Origin of the sequence: Aliarcobacter trophiarum LMG 25534 (assembly GCF_003355515.1) — a bacterium.
Taxonomy (GTDB): domain Bacteria; phylum Campylobacterota; class Campylobacteria; order Campylobacterales; family Arcobacteraceae; genus Aliarcobacter; species Aliarcobacter trophiarum.
Genome location: NZ_CP031367.1, coordinates 1,819,628 through 1,840,061, shown reverse-complemented (window position 1 = coordinate 1,840,061; position 20,434 = coordinate 1,819,628). Strand labels below are relative to the sequence as shown.

Below are 20,434 nucleotides of genomic sequence, written 5' to 3'. Positions count from 1 at the left end.
AAGATGGGAATGAACCCATCTTTTTATTCGTTATTCTTCATAATTCCAAGAATTTGAAGAAGTGATATAAATAGATTAAAGAAATCTAAATATAGTGAAAGTGCTGCTTCAACAGGAGAGTCATAGTTTCCTTTGATTATATTTTGTGTATCATATAAAATAAATGCAGAGAAAAGTAAAGCTCCAGCACTTGCAATCATTAGTTGCATCATTGATGATTGAATAAAGATATTTGAAATACCAGCAACAATCATTATGATAAGTGCAATAAATAAGAATTTACCCATAAAAGAGAAATCTTTTTTAGTTGTCATAGCAAACATTGAAATTCCACCAAATGCTACAGATGTCATCAAAAATGCTTGTCCAACAATAGATGCACCACTTGGCATTGCAAAAATTGAAGTTAATAATGGTGCAATTGTAAGACCTGTTATAAATGTAAATGCAAATAGTACTGCTAAATTTACACCAGGAGTATGTTTTACTCTAGGAATTACAAAAAAGATAAGTCCTAATTCAATTGCAAATAAAACCCACATCATAGGACCTGCAATATAGTTTACAATTCCTAATCCAATATATGCTCCAGCTGTTGCTGCTAAAAGTGAACCAGCAAAAAGTTGATAAGTGGCTTTTAAAAAGCTCATTATATATGCTTGTTGTGATGATTCATTTGAGTAGCTATTTGTCTTATCTGTCAAATAATCTCTGTTATACATCTCTTTCCTTTATTAATAGTTTTAAGTCTTAAATCATATATAACACTATATCAATGTTATATTAGGACAATATGATATTGAAAAATGGTAAATAAAAGATTAATAAAAAAGAATTCCACAATTTAAGCGTATATTAAGTGATAAGCTCTTGACAAAGAGGAAAAAAGGCACTATAATTCCCGTCCAATTTGACCGAGGGGTTAGATTAGAGTTCTTTAAAAGAGATATTGAGAGTTTAATGAAGTAATCTTTGTAAACTAAATATCATGATTGTTAAAAGTAAAAAAAATTGAACAAGAGATAAATATTGAAGAGTATTTATTAACTTGTCTATAAATTTGAGTGATAATTTTGTAATTAAGTAATTAAAAACAAAAAAGTCAGATTCAACTACTACATAAAGATTAAATTAGATTTAATCAAAAAATTTATGGAGAGTTTGATCCTGGCTCAGAGTGAACGCTGGCGGCGTGCTTAACACATGCAAGTCGAACGAGAACGGGTTATAGCTTGCTATAATTGTCAGCTAAGTGGCGCACGGGTGAGTAATGTATAGGTAATATGCCTCTTACTAAGGGATAACAAATGGAAACGTTTGCTAATACCTTATATTCCTTTTATACAGAAGTATAAAAGGGAAAGATTTATTGGTAAGAGATTAGCCTGTATTGTATCAGTTAGTTGGTGGGGTAATGGCTTACCAAGACAATGACACATAACTGGTTTGAGAGGATGATCAGTCACACTGGAACTGAGACACGGTCCAGACTCCTACGGGAGGCAGCAGTGGGGAATATTGCACAATGGACGGAAGTCTGATGCAGCAACGCCGCGTGGAGGATGACACATTTCGGTGCGTAAACTCCTTTTATATGAGAAGATAATGACGGTATTATATGAATAAGCACCGGCTAACTCCGTGCCAGCAGCCGCGGTAATACGGGGGGTGCAAGCGTTACTCGGAATCACTGGGCGTAAAGAGCATGTAGGCGGATTGATAAGTTTGAAGTGAAATCCTATAGCTTAACTATAGAACTGCTTTGAAAACTGTTAATCTAGAATGTGGGAGAGGTAGATGGAATTTCTGGTGTAGGGGTAAAATCCGTAGAGATCAGAAGGAATACCGATTGCGAAGGCGATCTACTGGAACACTATTGACGCTGAGATGCGAAAGCGTGGGGAGCAAACAGGATTAGATACCCTGGTAGTCCACGCCCTAAACGATGTACACTAGTTGTTGTGAGACTTGATCTTGCAGTAATGCAGTTAACACATTAAGTGTACCGCCTGGGGAGTACGGTCGCAAGATTAAAACTCAAAGGAATAGACGGGGACCCGCACAAGCGGTGGAGCATGTGGTTTAATTCGACGATACACGAAGAACCTTACCTGGACTTGACATAGTAAGAACTTTCAAGAGATTGATTGGTGTCTGCTTGCAGAAGCTTATATACAGGTGCTGCACGGCTGTCGTCAGCTCGTGTCGTGAGATGTTGGGTTAAGTCCCGCAACGAGCGCAACCCTCGTGTTTAGTTGCTAACAGTTCGGCTGAGAACTCTAAACAGACTGCCTACGCAAGTAGGAGGAAGGTGAGGACGACGTCAAGTCATCATGGCCCTTACGTCCAGGGCTACACACGTGCTACAATGGGGTATACAAAGAGCTGCAATACGGTGACGTGGAGCAAATCTTATAAAATATCTCCCAGTTCGGATTGTAGTCTGCAACTCGACTACATGAAGTTGGAATCGCTAGTAATCGTAGATCAGCTATGCTACGGTGAATACGTTCCCGGGTCTTGTACTCACCGCCCGTCACACCATGGGAGTCGAACTCATTCGAAGCGGGGATGCTAAAGTAGCTACCTTCCACAGTGGATTTGGCGACTGGGGTGAAGTCGTAACAAGGTAACCGTAGGAGAACCTGCGGTTGGATCACCTCCTTTCAAAGAAAAAATATTAAGATTTGGTTCTTAATATAAAAAATGAATAAAGAAACTTACTTTTAACAACATATATTTAGTTTGTAAAGATTATTTGAAGAACAACAGATAATTTATAGGTAAATATGGGGCCTATAGCTCAGCTGGCTAGAGCGCTCGACTGATAATCGTGAGGTCTCAGGTTCAAGTCCTGATAGGCCCACCAGATTATTATGGGGAATTAGCTCAGCTGGGAGAGCGCCTGCTTTGCACGCAGGAGGTCAGCGGTTCGATCCCGCTATTCTCCACCATATAGAGATAAAGAAAGAGAAGTTAGATATAAGCTTTTATAAATAAGAGTTTATATCTGGTTTTAATCAGAAAGCGTTACCTTGAGATAACTTTAGTTATTTGAAGTAGCAAGATATTTAAAAATATAATGTTAAAGTCTTTAAAATTTTTTCGTAAAGTTAAATAGAAGTATTTAATTTTAAATAAAAAAATTTCATATCTAAGATTTAATGTAATAATTAAATTTAACTATAGATAACACAACTAAATTATTAGACTTTATGTTTAATAAGATAGTAGCCAAAGAATATTATCAAATTTATAAATATAAGGAATTATATTTATAGGCAAGAAAAACTAATCTAAATAAAGTTGTAAGATTTTATTAGATTTTAATAAGCTATTAAGGGCTAATGGTGGATGCCTTGACTGTAAGAGGCGAAGAAGGACGTATTAGGCTGCGATAAGCCACGGGGAGCTGCCAAAGAGCTTTGATCCGTGGGTTTCCGAATGGGGCAACCCAATATATAGAGATATATATTACTCTACGGAGAGCGAACTTGGGGAAGTGAAACATCTCAGTACCCAAAGGAAGAGAAATCAAATGAGATTCCCATAGTAGCGGCGAGCGAACTGGGATTAGGACAAACCCTATACTTGTATAGGGGGTTGTAGGACCATAATATAAGATTAAAGAGGATAGATGAACTAGTTGGAAAGCTAGAGCGTAGAAGGTGAAACTCCTGTAATTAAAATTCTCAATAACTTTAATGGTATCCTGAGTAGGTCGGAACACGTGATATTTTGACTGAAGCTGGGGGGACCACCCTCCAATCCTAAATACTACTTACAGATCGATAGTGAACAAGTACCGTGAGGGAAAGGTGAAAAGTACTGCAGCGAGCAGAGTGAAATAGAACCTGAAACCATTAGCTTACAATCATTCAGAGCCCTATGATTTATCAGGGTGATGGACTGCCTTTTGCATAATGAGCCTGCGAGTTGTGGTGTCTGGCAAGGTTAAGCCAAGTGCGAAGCCGTAGCGAAAGCGAGTCTTAATAGGGCGACATAGTCAGATGCTGCAGACCCGAAACGAAGTGATCTATCCATGAGCAGGTTGAAGCTGGTGTAAGAGCCAGTGGAGGACCGAACCCATTGACGTTGAAAAGTCTCGGGATGACTTGTGGATAGGGGTGAAAGGCCAATCAAACTTCGTGATAGCTGGTTCTCTCCGAAATATATTTAGGTATAGCCTTGTGTTGTAGCATATAGGGGTAGAGCACTGAATGGGCTAGGGCTGCTTACCGCGGTACCAAACCCTATCAAACTATGAATACTATATGTGGAATCACAGGAGTCAGGCGGTGGGTGATAAAATCCGTCGTCGAGAGGGGAACAACCCAGACTAACAGCTAAGGTCCCTAAGTTACATCTAAGTGGAAAACGATGTGGAGTTACTGTGACAACCAGGAGGTTGGCTTAGAAGCAGCCATCCTTTAAAGAAAGCGTAACAGCTCACTGGTCTAGTGATTCTGCGCGGAAAATATAACGGGGCTAAGATGTACACCGAAGCTTTAGATTCAATTTTTAATTGAGTGGTAGGAGAGCGTTCTATTCAGCGTTGAAGGTATACCGGTAAGGAGTGCTGGAGCGGATAGAAGTGAGCATGCAGGCATGAGTAGCGATAATTAAGGTGAGAATCCTTAACGCCGAAAACCCAAGGTTTCCTACGCGATGCTCGTCATCGTAGGGTTAGTCGGGTCCTAAGTCGAGACTGAAAAGTGTAGACGATGGCAAATTGGTTAATATTCCAATACCAACATATAAGCGCGATGTGGGGACGCATAGAGTTAATCGAGCTCACTGATGGAATAGTGGGTCGAAGGATGTAGGTTGTTAAGTAGGCAAATCCGCTTAACAATAGACCGAGATCTTACAGGCTCTTGACACTCTTCGGAGGAGATGGAGAATCGATGATACTGTCGTGCCAAGAAAAGCCACTAAGTATATTATATGTTGCCCGTACCGTAAACCGACACAGGTGGGTGGGATGAGTATTCTAAGGCGCGTGGAAGAACCCTCTTTAAGGAACTCTGCAAAATAGCACCGTATCTTCGGTATAAGGTGTGCCTACCATGGTATAGAAACTTGCTTTCAAAAGCCAAGGAGGTTGCAACAAAGAGTCCCTCCCGACTGTTTACCAAAAACACAGCACTTTGCTAACACGTAAGTGGATGTATAAGGTGTGACGCCTGCCCGGTGCTCGAAGGTTAACTGATGATGTCAGCGCAAGCGAAGCATTTGATTGAAGCCCGAGTAAACGGCGGCCGTAACTATAACGGTCCTAAGGTAGCGAAATTCCTTGTCAGTTAAATACTGACCTGCATGAATGGCGTAACGAGATGGGAGCTGTCTCAAAGAGGGATCCAGTGAAATTGTAGTGGAGGTGAAAATTCCTCCTACCCGCGGAAAGACGGAAAGACCCCGTGCACCTTTACTACAGCTTGACACTGTAGCTTGGATATTCATGTGCAGGATAGGTGGGAGGCTATGATGACTAGACGCAAGTAGAGTCGGAGCCATCCTTGAGATACCACCCTTGAATATTTGAGTTACTAACTGCGATGAGTTATCCTCATTCAGGACAATGTCTGGTGGGTAGTTTGACTGGGGCGGTCGCCTCCTAAATAGTAACGGAGGCTTACAAAGGTTAGTTCAAAGCGGTTGGAAATCGCTTGTTGAGTATAATGGCATAAACTAGCTTGACTGTGAGACCAACAAGTCGAACAGAGACGAAAGTCGGTCATAGTGATCCGGTGGTTCTGCGTGGAAGGGCCATCGCTCAAAGGATAAAAGGTACGCCGGGGATAACAGGCTGATCTCCCCCAAGAGCTCACATCGACGGGGAGGTTTGGCACCTCGATGTCGGCTCATCGCATCCTGGGGCTGTAGTCGGTCCCAAGGGTATGGCTGTTCGCCATTTAAAGCGGTACGCGAGCTGGGTTCAGAACGTCGTGAGACAGTTCGGTCCCTATCTTCCGTGGGCGTAGGAAAGTTGAAGAGATTTGTCCCTAGTACGAGAGGACCGGGATGAACCAACCACTGGTGTACCAATTGTTCTGCCAAGAGCATCGTTGGGTAGCCACGTTGGGATGTGATAAGAGCTGAAAGCATCTAAGCTCGAAGCCAACTCTAAGATGAACTTTCCCTGAAGTTCCCAGCAAGACTAGCTGGTTGATAGGCTGGATGTGTAATGGGTGTAAGCCCTTTAGCTGACCAGTACTAATAGAACGTTTGGCTTATTTTTAACAATTTTTCTTTGGTTTACTATCTTATTAAGCATATTTATTATGTTTAATATGTGTTGAATATATATAGATATACAAAAAAGACTTTAGCATTAAATTTCTCAATCTCGCAATTTGAGTGTTAAGAGTTTATCTCAAGCTTTTAGCACTCAAATTTGCTGGTGGTTAAAGAGAAGTGGAAATACCCAGCCCCATTCCGAACCTGGTAGTCAAGCACTTCATCGCCGATAATACTGCAGGGTCCCCCTGTGGAAACGTAGGTCGCCGCCAGCTTATTGAGTTTTTAACTTTTACAATAAGCTTACCTTCTTTTACTCTTTCTTAGTAATTCAAGGTAAGCTTTTTTATTCCCTACAATCCTCTCTTTTAAAATATATTCTTATTTTATCAAACTATACAGTGCCTCTATCTCTTTTACCCAAATACTTTCATCAATAGTCTCTAATACTAAAGGAATATCTTCCATTCTTGGATCATTTGCTATAAATTTAAAAGCATCCCAACCAATTTTGCCCTCACCTAAACTATCATGTCTATCAACACGGCTTCCAAGCTCTGGTTTTGAGTCATTTATATGCATTCCACTTAAATATTTAAATCCTACAATATTTTCAAAATCATTCCAACTTTTTTCATATGCCTCTTTTGTTCTAATATCATAACCAGCTGTAAACATATGACAAGTATCAATACATACTCCAACACGACTTTTATCTTCAATTTTATCTATTATATATGCAAGATGCTCAAATTTAAACCCAAGGTTACTTCCTTGCCCTGCAGTATTCTCAAGTACCAGTTTTACTCCATTTGTTTTATCTAAAGTTATATTCATACATTTTGCAATATTATCTAAACACTCTTCTTCACTTATTTTTCTTAAATGGCTTCCTGGATGAAAGTTTAATTTATCAAGAGCTAAGATTTCACATCTTTGAACTTCATCTATAAAACTATCTAAAGATTTCTCTCTGGCTTCAATATCTGGATGACCTAAATTGATTAGATATGAGTTATGTGGCAAAATATGTTTAGCTTCAATTTTGCTCTTTTCTAAATTCTTAAACCATAAATCTATTGTTTTATTATCTAAAGCTTTTGCACTCCATTGCCTTTGATTTTTTGTAAATAGTGCAAAAGCTTTTGCTCCAATATTCATAGCATTCAAAGGAGCATTAAAAACTCCACCACTTGCACTTACATGAGCTCCAAAAAATTTCATATAAACCTTTCTATATATTTTCTTTGATTGTATCAAATATTTGCTGACTAAAAATTGTAATGAAGATTTTGATACAATAAAGATAAAAATTAAGAGGTTTTTTTGTATAAAAATAGATTTTCAAGAGTTGGATATGTTTTAGCAATTGCAGGAAGTGCTATTGGGCTTGGTAATATTTGGAAATTTCCATATATTACTGGTGCAAATGGTGGTGGAGCTTTTGTTTTGGTGTTTTTACTAGCAGTTTTTACTATAGGTTTATCTATTTTTATAGCAGAAATTATTTTGGGAAAAATTGTAAAAAAAGATGCTGTTAGTACATTTGAAACTTTAAGTCCTAAAAATAACAAGTATTTTAAATATATAGGATTTTCTTTTATAACAGGGGTTTTAATAATATCTTTTTATCCAATAGTAATTGCATGGATTTTACACTATATAGTTTTAAGTTTTGATACTCTTCCAAAAAGTGTAAGTGAAGCTGAAAATTATTTTCTAAATTATACACAAACAGGAGTTTTTTCACAGCTTTTTTATTTTTCTCTTGTATTTTATAGTATTTATTTTATTATCAAAAAAGGTGTAAAAAAAGGAATAGAAAAGCTAAATAACCTTTTAATTCCAGCTCTTTTTATAATCTTTTTAGGGATGTTTTTATACTCAACAACTATGAGTGGGTTTGGTAAAGCTTTTGAGTTTATGTTTTATGTAGATTTCTCAAACTTTAATACAAACTCTATTTTAATAGCAGTTGGACATGCCTTTTTCTGTCTATCTGTAGGAGTTGCAACAATACTTACATATTCTGCATCAATTAGTGATGATACACATATTTTAAAGGCTACATTTTTTGTAGTGATTATGGATATATTAACGGCATTTATATCTGGACTTATCATTTTTGCAATAATCTTTAGTGCAAATGCAACTCCAGACAAAGGTGCTGGACTTGTATTTATTACACTTCCAGCAATTTTTTATGAAATGGGTAGCATAGGAACTATTTTTGCAATATTTTTCTTTATAGCTCTAGCTTTTGCTGCTATTACATCAGCTGTTTCTATGATAGAACCAGCTGTAATGTATCTAATAGAAAGAAGAGGAGTGAAAAGAGCAAAAGCCACTATGATAATAACATTTATAGCTTATTTTATTGGAGTATTTGCAATTTTATCTATGTCAAATGAGTTTAAAGAGTATTTATCTGTTGGAGGGAAAAATATTTTTGATATTTTAGATTTCTTTACAAGTGCAATTTTAATGCCTTTAGGAGGAATTGCAATATCTATATTTGTTGGTTATATTATGGATAAAGAGCTTTTGAGAAGTAGTTTAGAACCATATATGGGAAAATATATTTATAGTTCTTGGTTATTTATTTTAAGATTTTTAACACCAATTGCAATATTTATTTTAATGTTAAAAGAGATTGGAGTTTTAAACTTTTAATCTCTTATAATTTTAATTAAAATTCCATTTTCACTATCTTTATAACTAATCTCTTTATCATCTTTGTCGAAAAGATTTTTCAAGAAACTTTTTGGATAGCTAGAACTTAGGTTTTCACTGTTAAAACTCTCTATATCTTGACATTTAAAAGTGCTTTTACAAACTTTATTTTCATATATTTTCATATCTAAAATAGCAACTCCTGCATTAAATATCTGTACTTGAGTATAATCTTTGTATTTAAAAATAAAACCTTTATCGTGAAATTTCATTTTAGGAGTTTTAAATAAAATAGTTGCACTATTTGAAGATAATTGTGGCTCTTTTTGACTACATCCAGTTATAAAAAGTAGAAAAAAAGATAGAAATAGTATATTTTTAATAGTAAATCCTTTGTTTAAAATTTTTTAACTATAATTATACCTTAATTTATTTTATGAGCATAAGTAGTTATGCTCTTTATAGTTTTCACAAAGAGAGTTCTAAAAAGAAGCTACTTCTTATCTTCACTGCGTTGTAAAGACTATGCTTTGAAGAGGGATTTTTTTATAAATTCCATTAAAAAAGTAGTAGAGATAAAAACGGTTTCTTTTCAATAGGAACTATATAAAAGGAAATATTTGCTTGTTCATATATGTTGTGCAGTTGATAGCCACTATTTTTTAGAAAAGATAAAAGAAGAGTATCCAAATGAGGAGATTATAGGTTATTTTTATGACCCAAATATTCATCCTTATAGTGAATATAGACTTAGATATTTAGATGTAGAGTACTCTTGTAAAAAGTTAGGAATAGAACTATTAGAGGGTAGCTATAATCTTGAAGAGTGGTTAAAAAAGGTAAAAGGATTAGAACATTTACCTGAGAAAGATGAGAGATGTGTAGTTTGTTATGATGATAGGCTAGAAAATAGTGTACAAAAAGCAAAAGAGTTAAATCATAATAAATTTACAACAACTCTTCTTATATCTCCAAAAAAATCCCAAGAAAAGCTTGAAACAATTGGAAAATATTTAGAAAAAAAATATGAAGTAGAGTTTGTTTTTAAAGATTATAGAAGCGGAAATGGTATGGAGTTACAAGGAAAAAGTGTAAAAGAGAATAGCTTATATAGACAAAACTATTGTGGCTGTTTATTTGGACTTACTATCCAAAGAGATAACCAGAAAAAGCTTATGGATGAGATGTTTAATCCAATTTCAAATCAAATCTTACCAGATTCAATAGAAGAGAGGCTTGAGCTTTATAAAACAAGAAATAACTTAGAAGATAGTAAAAAAGATTATAAAATAATCAAACAAAAGTTTTTAAACTATAGGCTTCTAAGTGGAAAAGTCATAGTAAATAAAGAGGTTATTCCTTCATATATCTTTGCATATTCTATTTTAAATAATAAAGGGCAAAGTAGTGCTAGGCTTGAGTTTATAAAAGATGATATTTACTATTTCAATCGTGATGATATAAAATTTATTGAACTTGAAATTTTTAACAAATATGCAAAAAAAGAGTACAAAAATATAAAAGAGCTTATCTTTAATCCACCACTTTTTAAAGAAGAGCTAGAAATAAGAGATAAAATTTTAAATAATCCTTATGATCTATCTGCTTTAATAGTTATTGATAAAATAGAGAATGTAAAATATGATATTTACATAAATAGTGCTGTATATGAAGATACAAAAGAGGAGATTATATGAAAATTTTAGTAAGTGCTATGGAGACATCATCAAATATTCATTTAAAAGAGCTGAAAAAATATTTAGGAGAAGAGATAGAGATTGTTGGGGTTTTTGATAAAGAGCTTGGAAATCCTCTTTATGATTTAAGCTCTTTAGCAATTATGGGCTTTGTGGATGCTATTAAAAAGTTAAGATTTTTTTTTAGATTAAGGGATGAGTTAGTAAATCTAGCAAAAGATTGTGACAAAGTTTTACTTCTTGATAGTAGTGGATTTAATCTTCCCTTGGCAAAAAAGTTAAGACAAACTTATCCAAATCTTGAGATAATCTACTATATCTTGCCACAAGCTTGGGCTTGGAAACGAAAAAGGGTAATTGCTTTAGAGAAATATTGTACAAAATTATGTTCAATTTTACCTTTTGAAAGTGATATCTATAATGATAAAGAGAAGATAACTTATGTTGGGCATCCTTTGCTTGATGAAATTAAAGAGTTCAAGCAAGAGATTATAGACTCAAATAAGATAGTATTTATGCCAGGAAGTAGAGCTACTGAGATAAAAAACCTTATGCCAATTTTCAAAGAGTTAATTAAGAAAATTCCAAATAAAGAGTATATTTTGGTAATTCCATCTAAATTTGATGATGAATATATAAAAAAAGTATATGGAGATATCAATGATTTTATAATCTCAAAAAATAGCCATAAAGCTCTTTTAGAAGCAGAGTATGCATTTATATGTAGCGGAACAGCGACTCTTGAAGCTGCATTAATTGGAACACCCTTTACTCTTTCATATATTGCAAAAAAGTTTGACTTTTTTATAGGAAAGACTTTTGTAAAGTTAAATTTTGTAGGTTTAGCAAATATCTTTTTTGAGAAGATGGGTAGAAAACAACTTCATAGTGAATTCTTACAAAATGAAGTAAGTGTGGAGAATCTTTTATATGATTATAAAACTTTTGATAAAAATCTTTTTTTTGAAAATTCAAAGCTCCTGAGAGAGTATTTAAAATATGGGAGTTCAAGAAATATGGCTACTATTATAAAAAACTAAACTACTTTTAGTTATAATCCTCAACTTTAGCAATTTTAAATTCAGGAATGATTATGTTTGATATTATACAAATTCAAGAGATTTTACCTCACAGATACCCGCTATTATTGGTTGATAGAATTACAGATATGGAAGTAGCCAAATCTATAAAAGGTTTTAAAAATATATCTATATCTGAACCAGCTTTTCAAGGGCATTTTCCAGGACATCCAATTTATCCAGGAGTTATGATACTTGAAGGTATGGCTCAATGTGGTGGAGTTTTAGCTTTAAAAAGTTCAGGACTTACAGATGAGCAGATGAAAGAGAAAGTTATCTATTTTATGAGTATAGATAAAGCTAAGTTTAGAAATCCAGTACGCCCAGGAGATAGGCTTGATTATGAGCTTACTGCTGTTAAGATGAAGAGTACTTTAATGGTACTTGAAGGAAAGGCTTATGTTGATGGAAAATTAACAGCTGAAGCTGAATTTAAAGCAATGATTGTTGATAAATAGTTTAGGAAAACCATGAGTAATATTCATAAAACTGCCATAATAGAAGATGGTGCGATATTAGGGGAAAATGTAACAATTGGTGCATATACAATTATAGGTAAAAATGTAAAAATAGGTGATGGCACAATAGTAGATAGCCACGCTTTAATAACTGGAAAGACAACAATTGGAAAAAACAACCATATCTTTTCACATGCAACAATTGGTTCAATTCCTCAAGATTTAAAGTTTAATCCAAACGATGATGTTGAACTAATCATTGGAGATAATAATAAAATTAGAGAGTACACTTTATTTAACCCTGGAACTATTACAGGGCACTCTAAAACAGTTATAGGGAATAATAACCTATTTATGGGATATACTCATGTAGCTCATGATTGTATAATTGGAAATAACTCAATTTTTGCAAATGGTGTAACTTTAGCTGGACATGTTGAATGTGGGGATTTTGTAGTTATTGGAGGTCTTACACCAATTCACCAATTTTGTAAAATTGGAACAGGAGTGATGGTTGGAGGTGCTAGTGCAGTTGCTCAAGATATTCCACCATTTTGTTTGGCAGAAGGAAATAAAGCTTTAGTAAAGGGCTTAAATCTTGTAGGTCTTAGAAGAAGAATGGAAAATAGAGCTGATATTGATGCTTTAAAACATGCTTTTAGAGTTCTATTTAATATGAAAAAACCACTTCAAGAGGCAGCCTTTGATTTATATGAAAATGACAAAAACCCTTATGTAAAAGAGATGGCAAAGTTTGTAATGGATACAAAAAGAGGTATTCCTTTTGAAAGAGTTGTAAAGAGCGAAGATGAGTAAACTAATATGTGACTTTTGTGGAGCAAATGATACAAAAGCAAATCCTATAATAACTGGAGACAATGCTTGTATATGTAAAGCTTGTGTTGGAGCAGCTTATGATATTATGAGTGGTGATTTTGTTGAAAATGAGACAAATCCTAAAACTAAAAAAACAGAAAATATAAAGATAAAAACTCCAGCAGAGCTAAAAAAGATTTTAGATGAGTATGTAATAGGACAAGATAGAGCAAAAAAAGTTCTTTCAGTTGCAGTATATAACCATTATAAAAGAATTTTTAGAAAAGATGAGTTGCAAGATGAAATTGAATTAAACAAATCAAATGTTTTATTAATAGGACCAACAGGAAGTGGAAAAACTCTTTTAGCCCAAACGATATCAAAATACCTTGATGTTCCGCTTGCAATTGCAGATGCTACTAGTTTAACTGAAGCTGGATATGTTGGAGATGATGTTGAAAATGTTGTAACAAGGCTTGTTCAGGCTGCTGGTGGTGATATTGAGAAAGCACAAAGAGGAATTATTTTTATTGATGAGATTGATAAAATTGCAAGAATGAGTGAAAATAGAAGTATTACTAGAGATGTTTCAGGTGAAGGTGTACAACAAGCTTTACTTAAAATTGTTGAAGGTGCTGTTGTAAATGTTCCACCAAAAGGTGGGAGAAAACACCCAGGACAAGACTCACTACAAGTTGATACTACAAATATTTTATTTATTTGTGGTGGAGCTTTTGATGGACTTGAAGATATAATAAAAAGAAAACAAGGTGCGAATGTTTTAGGTTTTAATCAAGATAAAAAATCAAAAGAAGAACAAGATAAAGTTATATCAAATGTTGAGACAGATGATTTAGTAAAATATGGTTTAATTCCAGAGTTAATTGGAAGACTTCATATGATAGCAACTTTAAATGAGATTACAAAAGAGAATATGGTTCATATTTTAACTGAGCCAAAAAATGCTTTAATCAAACAGTACAATAAACTATTTGAAATGGATAATGTAACTTTAGAGTTTGAAAAAGATGCTCTTTTAGAGTTGGCAAATTTGGCAATTACTAGAAAAACTGGTGCAAGAGGTTTAAGGTCTATTTTGGAAGATATTATGCTTGATATCATGTTTGATATTCCAAAGTACAAAAATAAGAAGATAGTGATTACAAAAGATGTAGTTTTAAAAAAAGAAGAACCAAAAGTTATTAAAGGATAAGTATGATTTTAGATAAATTTATAGGCGTTTTTTCAAACGATATGGCGATAGACTTAGGTACAGCAAATACAATTGTGAGCGTAAGAGGGAAAGGTATTATAATAAATGAGCCATCTGTTGTAGCAGTACAAAGAGATAGACAAGGGAAAGATAGAATTTTAGCAGTTGGGCAAGAAGCAAAAAGAATGCTAGGAAAGACTCCTATAAATATCCAAGCGGTTCGTCCTATGCAAGATGGAGTTATTGCAGATTTTGAGATGACTGAAAGAATGATTAGATATTTTATTGAAAAAGCACACTCAAGAAAATCATTTATAAGACCTAGAGTAATTATTTGTATTCCATATGGTATTACACAAGTTGAGAGAAAAGCAGTTGAAGAATCAGCTTTAAGTGCTGGAGCTAGAGAAGTTTTCCTTGTAGAAGAGCCAATGGCAGCAGCTATTGGAGCTGGTATTCCAGTAAGTGATCCAGAAGGGCATGTTGTTGTTGATATTGGTGGAGGTACTACTGAAATAGGTGTTACATCTTTAGGTGGATTAGTTTTATGTAAATCAGTTAAAGTTGGTGGAGATAAGATAGATAGATCAATTATTGAGTATGTAAGACAAAATTACAATTTATTTATTGGTGAAAGAACAGCTGAAACAGTTAAGATAGAAGTTGGAGCAGCTGTTAAGCTTGACCCTGAACTAAAAATCCAAATAAAAGGTAAAGATCACTCTGGATATTTATCTACAATTGAGCTAGGAAGTGAAGGAATTAGAATTGCAATAAAAGAGCCTCTTAAAGAGATAGCAAGTGCAATTAGAAGCGTATTAGAAAATATGCCACCAGATTTAGCTGGAGATGTTGTTGACAATGGAATTATAATAACAGGTGGTGGAGCATTAATTAGAGGGTTGGATAAATATCTTACTGAAATTGTAAAAATCCCTGTAAAAATTGCAGAAGAGCCACTTTTATCAGTAGCTTATGGAACAAGTCAGGTTTTAGATGAACCAGGTCTTTTAAAAATCATTGAAGATATGAAAAACTCTTAAACTATTGTAGATGAAGCGATTCTTATTTTTATTTCTATTTATTGTTGCTGGATTATCTTATCTTTTTGAATTAGATGAGTTTTTGGCAAAAGAGTTCAAAATATTTGCAAGTATTAAAAAATCATATATAGAGACATATATAAATATTTCTGAAAGATTTGCAAATCATTTTGAGCAAGAAAAACTAATAATAGAGCTTCAAAATGAGAATTTAGAGTTAAGAGAGTATAAAGTACTCTATAATACTACAATCTCAAAAGTAGATAATCTCAAAAGTTTTTTAGAAAACATAGAAATTCCAGAAGTTAACTCTAAAATTGAAGTTGTTAGAGTCTTGTCATACATAGATTTTGATGATTTTACAAGTATTTGGTTAGATAAAGTTCCTAGTGATAATAAAATTTCTGGACTAATATCTGAAAATTATGCAGCAGGAATTTCTATGACTAAAAATGGGAAAAGTATAGGACTTTTAAATGGGAACAAAGATTGTACCTATGCTGTTTTTATAGGAGATGAGAAAAACCCTGGAATTGCAACTGCAAATGATGAGAGTAATTTATTATCTGTAAAATTTATTCCTGTATGGGCTGATATAAATATTGGAGATGAGGTTATGACTTCAGGAATGGATAATATCTTTTATGAGGGTCTTAGAGTTGGTAAAGTTATAGATGTAAAAGATTTTCCAGAGATGAAAGTTGCAACAATAAAACCTTATGCAAATCCTCTAAAAAAGAGATTCTTTTATACATATCGAGCAAATAGTAATATTGAAGCTAAAGATAATAATATACTAGAAAATATAGAAAACAAAGAGCAAATAAAAGATTGAATTTCACTCAATTTAGTATCTAGACATTATTTTATCAACTTCACCCCATGATAGACTATTTTTATCATCTTTTTTAAACATATTGTAAATATATCTTGCAAACATATCTGTTTCAATATTTATTCTACTTCCTACTTTGTAAGTTTTAAAAAGGGTATTTTCTATAGTATGAGGAATAATTGTAAGTCTAAAACTATTATCTAAAACTTCGTTTATAGTTAAAGAGACTCCATCAATAGCTACACTTCCTTTATCTATCATATATTTTAAGAATTTTTTTGGAACTTCTATATAGAAATCTTTTGAGTTACCACTTTTCTCTATCTTGTTAATAGTTCCGACACAATCTATGTGTCCTTGCACAATATGCCCCTCAAATCTATCTCCCATTTGCATAGCTGGTTCTATATGAACTTCATTTTTATAGTTTTCAAGAGCAAGTAAGCTTGTACTTTCAGGAGATAGCTCTACACTAAAAGAGTTATTTGAGATTTTAATTACAGTTAAACAAGCACCATTAACTGCTACAGAGTCCCCAATTTTTGGTTTATAGTTTGCTTTTAGAGTTAAGATATTATTTGAAAAACTTTCAACCTTTGCCATTTCTCTTATTAAACCTGTAAACACTTAAAAAACCTTTAGATAAAATTTAGTTATAATAGCCAAAAAATCATAAGAAGCTAATTTTTACTAATATTTAAAAATCAAATCTGCTTTATAAAAAGGAAAATTAATGCAATACGATATTATCGTTGTTGGAGCTGGTCATGCTGGAATTGAAGCAGCATTAGCAGGTGCAAGATTAGGAAAAAAAACACTATTAATAACTATGCTTGTTGAACAAATAGGAGCTGCTAGTTGTAATCCAGCTATTGGAGGTTTAGCAAAAGGTCATTTGGTAAAAGAGTTAGATGCCTTAGGTGGTGAAATGGGACTTTGTACAGATGCAACTGGAATTCAGTTTAGAGTATTAAATGACTCAAAAGGTGCTGCTGTTCAAGGTACACGAGCTCAAATTGATATGGATTTCTACAAAGAGTATATGAGAAAAGTTTGTCACTCTACACCAAATTTAGATATTTATCAAGATGAGGTGAGTTATTTAATAGTTGAAAATAGTGAAGTTTTAGGAGTAAAGACAAAACTAGGAGAGGAGTTTAGGTCAAAGAAAACTATTCTTACAGTTGGAACATTTATGAGAGGATTAATCCATATTGGAGAAAATACTTATAGTGCTGGTCGTGCTTGGGAGTTGCCATCTAGCACTTTATCAATTCAGCTAAAAGAGTTGGGTTTAAATGTAGGAAGACTGAAAACTGGAACACCATCAAGAATAGATGCAAACAGCATCGATTTTTCAGTTATGGATATGCATGGAGGAGATATAAAACCAACACCATTTTCATTTAGAACAGATAAAAAGAGTTTTAACCCAACACAATATCCTTGTTATGTAACTTATACAAACCTTGATACTCACGAGATTATTTCACAAAATTTTCATAGAGCCCCAATTTATACAGGGCAAATAGAGGGTTTAGGTCCAAGATATTGCCCTAGTATTGAAGATAAGGTAAAAAGATTTAGTGAAAGAGAGAGACATCAACTATTTTTGGAGCCACAAACAGCAAAATGTACAGAATACTATATAAATGGAATGTCAAGTTCTTTGCCTATTGAAATACAAAAAAAGATGATAGCTTCAGTTAAAGGTTTAGAAAATGCAAGAGTTATAAGATATGGATATGCTATTGAGTATGATTATGTTGACCCAACAGAGTTAAAACATACACTTGAAACAAAAAAATTAAATAATCTTTATCATGCAGGGCAAATAAATGCAACAACTGGTTATGAAGAGGCAGCTGCTCAAGGATTGATGGCAAGTATAAATGCTAGTTTGGCAATCGATGGTAAAGAGCCATTTATTTTAAGAAGAGATGAGGCATATATTGGTGTTTTAATAGATGATTTAGTTACAAAAGGAACTTCTGAGCCATATAGAATGTTTACAAGCCGTGCTGAGTATAGACTTCTTTTAAGAGAAGAAAATGCTGATATTAGACTCTCAAAATATGGGTACGAGTTAGGACTTATAGATATTGAAACTTTTACAAATGTTGAAAATAAGAGAAAAGTTTTAGAAGATGCAGTAGAGTTTATGGCAAATAGCTGGATAACTTCAAAAAAAGAGACTTTGGAACTTTTGGACTCTATTGGTGAAGAAAAGATAAATGATAAAGTTCTTTTAATAGATTTAATAGGAAGAAATACTATAGATATAGAAAAACTTGATTTTTTGGTTCCTAGTTTAAAAGAGCTTGATTTGTATCTAAAAGAACAAATTATTATAGAAGCAAAATATTATCGATATATTCAAAAACAGCAAAAACAGATAGAAAAAATGAAGAAGATGCTTAAACTAAGAATTCCTGAAAATTTTTGTTATAAAGGACTTCCAGGACTTTCAAATGAAGTTATAGAAAAGTTAGAGAAAAACCAACCACCAACACTTTATAATGCAAGTTTAATTTCTGGGATAACTCCTGCTGCTATTGATATTATACATTTGAATTTGAATAATAATTGTCACAAACATTAAACAATGAGAATGGACATTAAATAGTGATAATATGTACATTAAAAATTGATAATGAGAGGATAAATTAGATATGGCTAAGAAGAGAAGTATCATTCCAGAGTTTATGAAAGATAACCCAAATGATACTTTTCAATTCTTATTGCCTCTAAGAATAGCACTTGATGAAGAGAGTTTTGGAAATAGTTACTACGAAGTTGTTGTTAAAAATATGTCTAAAAATCAAATATTTACTTACAGAGTATCTCCAGAACTTTTATTTACTCACTATCCTCTTTGTAAATCATTTAAAAATGGTGAAAAAACTGAAAAATATTTAAATAAAGATATTGTAGATAAAAACTTTAAAATAAATACAAAATTTATTAATAAAAATAATGAAAAAAAACTAAAAGATATCCTAGAACAGGAAAGTATAGGAACTTTATTAGGATGGAACTATAAACTTCTTAAAGATGCAAAAAATATTAATTGTTATTTAGTTGAGCAAGATGATATTAAAATAATCATTCCTCACTTTACTATAGGAATATATTATTATTTTAGATTTTCACAATTAAGAGAAGCTGTCCTAGACTCTACTTTAAATGAATTATACATTATGTGTGAAGATGATAGAGCCAATGCAAAAATAGTTTTACCAACTTATCGAACAGATGAAGATGCAGCTTTCATACATAGATTTGCTTGTCAAAAAAATGCAATTAAAGAGTTTGATAATGTATCTGGATATATCCATAACTATTTGAAATTTATGCAAGAAAACAATTTTGATGATGATATGTATAAAATGCATTTGAAATTTAATTTCCCAACAAAAGAAGAATTTCAAATTGACACTAGAAGTTCGCTTGTTACAAATAAAGAAACGAATGAAAAGTATTACTTTATTCATGAAATTACAAATGATTATTCAGATATAGGTTTTGATAAATTAACAAAAATTATAGAAAAAAATAAAGTTATTTTAAATTTAGGAAATTTAGAGAATCTTCCAAAAGTAGAAAAAGACATCCCAAATGAAACATCTGAAGTTTTAAAAATAACACATGCAAGTAAAAGAAATACTCAAACTTATCATCAAAAAGATAGAAAAAAAAGTTGTGGTAGTTTAAATAATATTCCTGTAGATGAAGAATCTTCATCAAGAGATATTTTAGAAGATTTACTAAAAATTTATAAAGAGCAACAAACCGATGATATAACTGATCAAAGTTTAACTGAGTCATCTTCTAAAGGAAATAAAACTATTAGAAAAGTTGTTATTTCAAGTGAATTTTTAAAACAATCTTCATCTAAACCTTTAACTGAAATAGATAATTTTGTAGTTTTCAATCAATATATAAACTTTTTACAGCAACGTACTGATATAAAAGATTTTCATTTAAATGGGAAAAAAGATTTACCTCAATATACACTTAAAGATGATGAAACAAAAATCAATCCAAAATGTAAAATAAAAAAAAGACCTAGACAATATTTAACAGCAACGTTTAAATATGAGAATTCTTATGTAGGATTATTAGAATTAGAAAATAATACTTATTCTGCTTGTTCAACTTGGGTAATAATATCTAATTCACAAATACAAAATAGTAATTTTGATTTTTTTATAAATCTTTATCTTAAAGAAGATAGTGGAATAGATAATATGCTAAAAAGATATTCTCAAACTAACCCTAAATTTACTAAAAAGAACCATGAGAGAAATGAAAATTTAAATGAAATCCAGCTTGCTAATTGGTATGCTGGATTATTGAATAAAATTATTTGATTATTTT

General features: G+C 32.7%; 14 protein-coding genes, 2 tRNA genes and 3 rRNA genes. 15 read left to right on the top strand and 4 right to left on the bottom strand.

Annotation, left to right across the window (positions count from 1 at the left end):
• Nucleotides 1–23 precede the first annotated feature (23 nt).
• Nucleotides 24–722, bottom strand: a complete 699-nt coding sequence (locus tag ATR_RS09430) for a Bax inhibitor-1/YccA family protein (RefSeq protein WP_115429226.1) — start codon at nt 720–722, stop codon at nt 24–26.
• Between the two features lie 427 nt (nt 723–1,149).
• On the opposite strand from ATR_RS09430, the gene ATR_RS09425 reads away from it, so the two are divergent.
• The 5 genes from ATR_RS09425 to rrf all read left to right on the top strand — a co-directional run bounded on the left by ATR_RS09425 (nt 1,150) and on the right by rrf (nt 6,515).
• Nucleotides 1,150–2,667 (top strand): 16S ribosomal RNA (locus ATR_RS09425).
• A 125-nt stretch (nt 2,668–2,792) separates the two neighbouring features.
• A tRNA-Ile gene (locus ATR_RS09420) sits at nt 2,793–2,869 on the top strand.
• 9 nt (nt 2,870–2,878) lie between these two features.
• Nucleotides 2,879–2,954: transfer RNA gene (locus tag ATR_RS09415), tRNA-Ala, on the top strand.
• A gap of 373 nt (nt 2,955–3,327) precedes the next feature.
• A 23S ribosomal RNA gene (locus ATR_RS09410) occupies nt 3,328–6,241 on the top strand.
• Nucleotides 6,242–6,399: 158 nt separating this feature from the next.
• Nucleotides 6,400–6,515, top strand: a 5S ribosomal RNA gene (gene rrf, locus ATR_RS09405).
• The 16S, 23S and 5S rRNA genes sit together here with 2 tRNA genes alongside, the layout of an rRNA operon.
• Nucleotides 6,516–6,621: 106 nt before the next feature.
• Here the strand turns inward: rrf and nfo are convergent.
• Nucleotides 6,622–7,464 carry a deoxyribonuclease IV gene (gene nfo, locus ATR_RS09400; protein WP_115429224.1) on the bottom strand — a complete coding sequence of 281 codons (843 nt, stop codon included), beginning with the start codon at nt 7,462–7,464 and terminating at the stop codon, nt 6,622–6,624.
• Nucleotides 7,465–7,566: 102 nt separating this feature from the next.
• Here nfo and ATR_RS09395 point away from each other — a divergent pair, with 102 nt between their 5' ends.
• The gene (locus ATR_RS09395) at nt 7,567–8,913 is read left to right on the top strand and encodes a sodium-dependent transporter (protein ID WP_115429222.1); all 1,347 of its coding nucleotides are present in this window, start codon (nt 7,567–7,569) and stop codon (nt 8,911–8,913) included.
• On the opposite strand, the gene ATR_RS09390 is transcribed toward ATR_RS09395, so the two are convergent.
• Nucleotides 8,910–9,185 carry a hypothetical protein gene (locus ATR_RS09390; protein ID WP_115429220.1) on the bottom strand — a complete coding sequence of 92 codons (276 nt, stop codon included), beginning with the start codon at nt 9,183–9,185 and terminating at the stop codon, nt 8,910–8,912. The genes ATR_RS09395 and ATR_RS09390 overlap by 4 nt on opposite strands.
• 348 nt (nt 9,186–9,533) lie before the next feature.
• Here ATR_RS09390 and ATR_RS09385 point away from each other — a divergent pair, with 348 nt between their 5' ends.
• Genes ATR_RS09385 through mreC form a run of 7 tightly spaced genes read left to right on the top strand, consistent with a single transcriptional unit; the run spans nt 9,534 to nt 16,054 of the window.
• Nucleotides 9,534–10,610 carry an epoxyqueuosine reductase QueH gene (locus ATR_RS09385; protein ID WP_115429218.1) on the top strand — a complete coding sequence of 359 codons (1,077 nt, stop codon included), beginning with the start codon at nt 9,534–9,536 and terminating at the stop codon, nt 10,608–10,610.
• Nucleotides 10,607–11,650: a lipid-A-disaccharide synthase gene (gene lpxB / locus ATR_RS09380; protein WP_115429217.1), complete on the top strand. Its 1,044-nt coding sequence runs from the start codon at nt 10,607–10,609 to the stop codon at nt 11,648–11,650. Before ATR_RS09385 ends, lpxB begins: the two co-directional genes overlap by 4 nt.
• Nucleotides 11,651–11,703: 53 nt before the next feature.
• Nucleotides 11,704–12,147: a 3-hydroxyacyl-ACP dehydratase FabZ gene (gene fabZ / locus ATR_RS09375; protein ID WP_115429215.1), complete on the top strand. Its 444-nt coding sequence runs from the start codon at nt 11,704–11,706 to the stop codon at nt 12,145–12,147.
• A gap of 12 nt (nt 12,148–12,159) precedes the next feature.
• The gene (lpxA, locus tag ATR_RS09370) at nt 12,160–12,963 is read left to right on the top strand and encodes an acyl-ACP--UDP-N-acetylglucosamine O-acyltransferase (protein WP_115429213.1); all 804 of its coding nucleotides are present in this window, start codon (nt 12,160–12,162) and stop codon (nt 12,961–12,963) included.
• Complete coding sequence (gene clpX, locus ATR_RS09365) at nt 12,956–14,176, top strand: ATP-dependent Clp protease ATP-binding subunit ClpX (RefSeq protein WP_115429211.1); 1,221 nt, start codon at nt 12,956–12,958, stop codon at nt 14,174–14,176. The genes lpxA and clpX overlap by 8 nt, the downstream gene beginning before the upstream one ends.
• 2 nt (nt 14,177–14,178) lie before the next feature.
• Nucleotides 14,179–15,219 carry a rod shape-determining protein gene (locus ATR_RS09360; RefSeq protein WP_115429209.1) on the top strand — a complete coding sequence of 347 codons (1,041 nt, stop codon included), beginning with the start codon at nt 14,179–14,181 and terminating at the stop codon, nt 15,217–15,219.
• A 10-nt stretch (nt 15,220–15,229) separates the two neighbouring features.
• The gene (mreC, locus tag ATR_RS09355; protein ID WP_115429207.1) at nt 15,230–16,054 is read left to right on the top strand and encodes a rod shape-determining protein MreC; all 825 of its coding nucleotides are present in this window, start codon (nt 15,230–15,232) and stop codon (nt 16,052–16,054) included.
• Between the two features lie 12 nt (nt 16,055–16,066).
• Here mreC and ribE read toward each other — a convergent pair whose 3' ends face one another.
• On the bottom strand, nt 16,067–16,681 hold the full coding sequence (ribE, locus tag ATR_RS09350) for a riboflavin synthase (protein ID WP_115429205.1): 615 nt from the start codon (nt 16,679–16,681) through the stop codon (nt 16,067–16,069).
• A 106-nt stretch (nt 16,682–16,787) separates the two neighbouring features.
• On the opposite strand from ribE, the gene mnmG reads away from it, so the two are divergent.
• Together mnmG and ATR_RS09340 are read left to right on the top strand one after the other, a co-directional pair.
• Nucleotides 16,788–18,656, top strand: a complete 1,869-nt coding sequence (gene mnmG, locus ATR_RS09345) for a tRNA uridine-5-carboxymethylaminomethyl(34) synthesis enzyme MnmG (RefSeq protein WP_115429204.1) — start codon at nt 16,788–16,790, stop codon at nt 18,654–18,656.
• A gap of 70 nt (nt 18,657–18,726) precedes the next feature.
• Entirely contained in the window at nt 18,727–20,427 is a 1,701-nt protein-coding gene (locus ATR_RS09340; protein WP_115429202.1) for a hypothetical protein, read from the top strand.
• Nucleotides 20,428–20,434: the final 7 nt, after the last annotated feature.